The 5,232-nt window shown below is 29.9% G+C and carries 2 protein-coding genes and 1 pseudogene; all 3 read right to left on the bottom strand.

Annotation, left to right across the window (positions count from 1 at the left end; all coding sequences use genetic code 11):
• Positions 1-407: pseudogene (locus AB1Z17_RS05555) on the bottom strand (efflux transporter periplasmic adaptor subunit); the annotation flags it as partial.
• Positions 408-410: 3 nt separating this feature from the next.
• The gene (locus AB1Z17_RS05550) at positions 411-4,739 is read right to left on the bottom strand and encodes a CusA/CzcA family heavy metal efflux RND transporter (protein WP_368050806.1); all 4,329 of its coding nucleotides are present in this window, start codon (positions 4,737-4,739) and stop codon (positions 411-413) included.
• Between the two features lie 71 nt (positions 4,740-4,810).
• On the bottom strand, positions 4,811-5,200 hold the full coding sequence (locus AB1Z17_RS05545; RefSeq protein ID WP_368050805.1) for a hypothetical protein: 390 nt from the start codon (positions 5,198-5,200) through the stop codon (positions 4,811-4,813).
• Between the last annotated feature and the right edge of the window lie 32 nt (positions 5,201-5,232).

Raw genomic sequence — 5,232 nt, 5'->3', positions numbered from 1 at the left:
TTTTTTAAGTACTTCAACTTTTCAAAAATTTCTAAGTAATTTTGTTGAATTTCAATAAAATCTGCATTTTCAATAGTCAGTAATAACTGACCTTTTTTTACTTTATCACCTATCAAAAGAGGCGAATTTTTAACAAAACCAGCCATAATAGCACTCACTTTTACTTTGCTTGCTGGGGGAACATCAATAAATCCATTAGTTACAATTCCTTTCGTAAAATTTTGCAATTCAATTGTTCCTAATTCCATATTGGAGTCTGTAAATTGTGCCTTAGAAATAGTAGTATAGCTGCTTATTTTATCAACTGAATTATCCGTAGCTATTTCTTCTTTTTTTGATGTTGTGCATGAACTCAAAATAAGCACGCTAACAACAAGTAATTTAGAATTTATATGTAATTTTTTCATTTTCTAAAGGTTTAAATAATTAATTTCTAAAACAATTTGATTGTATAAATTTAAATTGGATAAATAATCTATTGTTATTTGATTTGAAGTTTCAATGCTTTGGATGTATTGAAAAAAATCTATCTCTCCATTTTTATAACTTGAAGTTGCGGTTTTTAAAATTTCATCTGCAACTTTATTGCCACTTTCATTAAAATAAGCTAATTGAGATTCACTTTTTTTAAGTTCATCAAGTAACATTTTATATTTAGAATGTAACTTAAATTTCAAGTCCGAAGCTTGCTCATCCATAATATCCTGTTCTATTTTTGAACTAGCAATCTTAGCAGATTTTCCAAAGAAAAATAATGGAATTGCTACACCAGCCTGAAAACTATTTACTGAAGTATTTGCTTTTACATCTTTACTATTAAAATAATTAAATTGCAAATCTGGCAATAACTCTTGAGTAACAATTCCTCTTTTTGCTTTAAATAACTTTGTGTTTTGCAAGTTATATTCTGTTAATAAATGTTGCTCTAAATCAGGTTTAAGTATTTTAATTTTTGTTAATTGAGTTTCAGATATTTTAAAAGTTACTTCATTTTGAAGTAATCCGTTTAACAACGTATATGCAATTGAAATATCATTATTCACCTGGCTTAATTGCGTTGCATATTGTTTGTATTTAGAATGTGCTGTAATCATTTCTAAATAATTGGATTCACCCAATTCAAATTTTCTTTTTGCTGCATAAGAAAAATTATAATACAAACTATCCATTTGTTGTAAATGGTATAATTTTCTATTTAAATAAACTATTGAATAATACGATTTTGAAACTTCTTTAATCAATTTATCCTTAGCTATTTCGTATGTTAATTCGGCTATACTTGCTGTGATTTTTTGTGCTTTCTTTCTTGCAAAATATATTGTTGGAAACTCAATAGTTTGATCAATTCCGAAGGTTTCAAAAGGTTTACCATCAACTCCTAAATTGGTTTCATCATTTGTATAATACAATTTAGTTTTTTCAATTTCAAATGCAGTCCCAATAAGTTTGTTTCTTTCATCAGCTTCTAAATCCTTAATAGCTAACTCCTTATTATTTTGAACAGCCATTGAAATTAATTCTTCTAATGAAATTGTTTTTTCTTGCGAAAACCCATAAAACGGTACCAACAAAAACATTATAATCACTACTTTTGATGTAATCTTACTTTTTTTCATTTTAAATTTTTTAGTATCAAAAATTGAATATAATACAGGTAAAACAACCATTGTTAAAACAGTAGCCGTTATTAAACCTCCAATTACTACTGTTGCCAATGGTCGCTGAACTTCAGCACCTGCGTTGGTTGAAACAGCCATTGGTAAAAATCCTAAAGCTGCTGCTGCAGCGGTTAAAATTACTGGCCGTAAGCGTTCTTTTGTTCCTTTTAAAATCCGCTCATTAACATCATCAAAACCTTGTGCTTTTAACGATTTTAAATGTTCAATAAGTACAATACCATTAAGCACTGCTATACCAAATAAAGCTATAAATCCAACACCTGCAGAAATACTAAAAGGCAAACCTCGCATCCATAAGAATAAAACTCCACCAACTGCAGACAAAGGAATTGCTGAAAATATCATTAATGCTTCTTTTATGGAATTAAATGCAAAATGAAGCATAATAAATATTAAAAATAATGCGATTGGAACTGCAATTTTTAAACGCTCTTTTGCACTATTTAAATTCTCGAATTGTCCGCCATAAGAAATCGTATAACCTACAGGTAATTTAACTTGTGTTTCAATAATATCTCGAACATCTTGAACTACGGATTCCATATCACGATTACGAACATTAATTCCAATTACAATCCGTCTTTTAGTATCATCTCTTGAAATTTTAGCAGGACCTTTGGTATATTCAATAATAGCAACTTCATGCAATGGAATCTTAGTCCCTAAAGGTGTATCTACATATAAATTTTTAAGGTTTTCAATATTTTTACGATATTCAGGATGTAAACGTACTACCAAATCAAATCTACGTTCGCCTTCAAAAACGCTACCAACCGTATTACCTGCAAATCCCATAGAAATAATTTCATTTAAAGATTGAATATTTAATCCGTACCGAGCCACTTTTTTTCTGTTATAAGTAACCGTCATTTGCGGTAATCCATCAATTTTTTCAACAATAATATCTGAAGCACCTTCTACATTTGCAATTTTACTCTTAATTTCATCCGCCTTATCTGCTAAAACTTCTAAATCTTCACCAAATATTTTTACCGCTACATCTGCCCTAACACCAGTAATTAATTCGTTAAAACGCATTTCTATAGGTTGGGTAAACTCAAAATCGATACCAGGAATTATAGCTAATTTTTCTTTAAATTTATCCGCTAATTCATCTTTTGAATCGGCTGAGACCCACTCACCTTTTGGTTTAAGCTTTATAATAACATCACTTTCTTCCATAGACATTGGATCTGTTGGAACTTCAGCTGCACCAATACGAGAAACTACTTGAGAAACTTCAGGAAAATTATCTAATAGTATTTGTTCAATTTGTGTTGTAATTTCTGCAGTTTTAGTTAATGTAGTTCCAGTTTTTAGTACTGGTTGAATTACAAAATCTCCTTCATCTAATGTTGGAATAAATTCTCCACCCATTCGACTAAAAAGAATGCCTGTTACAATTAATAAAGCAGCAGAAAGTGAAATCACTATTTTTTTATGAAGTAAAGACCATTTAATAACCGGCTCGTACATTTTATAAAAAAATGTCATTAATCTTTTAGAAATATTTTTTTCAGTAACTTTTTCTGGCTTTAAAAATATCGATGAAATTACGGGCACATAGGTAAAGCATAAAAACATGGCGCCAATTAATGCGAAACTGAAAGCCATTGCCATTGGTTTAAACATTTTACCTTCAACTCCACTTAATGACAAAATTGGGATAAATACAATTAAAATAATAAGTTGTCCAAATATTGCAGAAGTCATCATTTTTGAACTACTACTGTAAGTGATTTTATCAATATTTTCTTGTCGTTCATTTTCTGAAAGCAGCATTAATTCTTTTCTGCTACTGGTAATTTTAAAGGCTATAAATTCAACAATTATTACTGCTCCGTCTATAATAATCCCAAAATCAATGGCTCCTAAACTCATTAAATTGGCATCTACTCCAAAAATGTACATTAGGGATAACGTGAAAAGCAACGATAATGGAATCACCGAAGCAACAACAAGCCCGGAACGCATACTTCCCAACAATAAAATAACCACAAAAATTACAATAATTATCCCAATAATTAAGTTTTCTGCAATTGTAAAGGTTGTTTTACCAATTAATTCACTTCGCTCTAAAAATCCGTTAATAAATACACCTTCTGGCAATGATTTTTGAATTTCAGCAACACGTTCTTTAACCGCTTCAATAACTTTGTTAGAGTCACCATCTTTAAGCATCATTACCTGTCCGAGTACTTTTTCTCCTTCTCCATTTCCAGTAATAGCACCAAAACGGTTGGCAAAACCAAAATTAACTTCAGCAATATTTTTGATTAAAATTGGAACACCTTCTACATTTTTTACTACAACATTTTCAATATCGCTTAAAGACTCTATCATTCCTTCTCCACGAACAAAATAACTTTCATTCGCTCTTTCAATATAACCACCACCAGCAACGCTATTATTTTTTTCTAGAGCATCCAGCACTTGCGAATGCGTTATGTTCATAGATTTTAATTTTTCAGGAAATAATGCAACTTCGTATTGCTTTAAAAATCCACCCCAAGTATTTACTTCCACCACACCAGGAATTCCTGATAATTGACGTTTAACAACCCAATCTTGTAAGGTTCGCAATTCCATTGGCGAATAGCGATCTCTAAATCCCGGTTTTGTGTCTAGTGTATATTGATAAATTTCACCCAAACCAGTGGTAATTGGTCCCATTTCTGGAGTTCCAAAACCTTCAGGAATTTTTTCTGAAGCCGATTTAATTTTTTCAGCAATTAATTGTCTTGGTAAATAGGTTCCCATTGCATCTTCAAAGACGATGGTTACAACCGATAACCCAAATTTAGAAATGGATCTAATTTCTACAACTCCTGGCAAATTTGCCATTTCTAATTCAACCGGATAGGTTATAAATTGTTCTACATCTTGCGTAGATAAATTTTTTGAAGTTGTAATAACCTGAACCTGATTGTTTGTAATATCAGGTACTGCACCAATTGGAATTTGGGTTAATGAGAATATTCCAAAACCCGCAATTGCGGCAGTTATTAAAAGTATAATAAGTTTATTATCAATACTTAGTTTAATAATTTTTTGTAACATAATTTAATTAATTAGTAATGTAGAATATTGAAAACCATAAGACTGATTCTCAAATTTATTAATAATAAAATTTAACTATGTAACTTTTGTGGTGGCTGAAAGAAATTATTGATAAATAAATTTGTAGTTGGTTCTTTGTACGTAAAATTATTAGTATCTAACTTAATTTCATTAAAATTTATTGAATCATTATACACATATATAATAAAAGCCATTTGTAAATGAGATTCAACATGCTGATGCTTAAAAGGAAGTTCTTTATGCTCATTATGCTCTAGTTCATGATTATCAACCTCACTTCCGTAATGCATTGCAATGAATTCAGCAAAACTATCTCCACTATTTAAATGACAAGAAATATGATCAACAAGTTCAGGAAACTTATTGAGATCTTCTATTTCAAGTCCAAAATTTTGAAATAAAATAGTTATAGATACTATGATTGCTAAAATTTTACTCATCTTCTAGAATACATAAAATTAAAAATAATATA

This window comes from Lutibacter sp. (assembly GCF_040883305.1).
Classification (GTDB): domain Bacteria; phylum Bacteroidota; class Bacteroidia; order Flavobacteriales; family Flavobacteriaceae; genus Lutibacter.
Note: the sequence above shows the minus strand (reverse complement) of the source record. Positions and strands in the feature narration are given on the sequence as shown.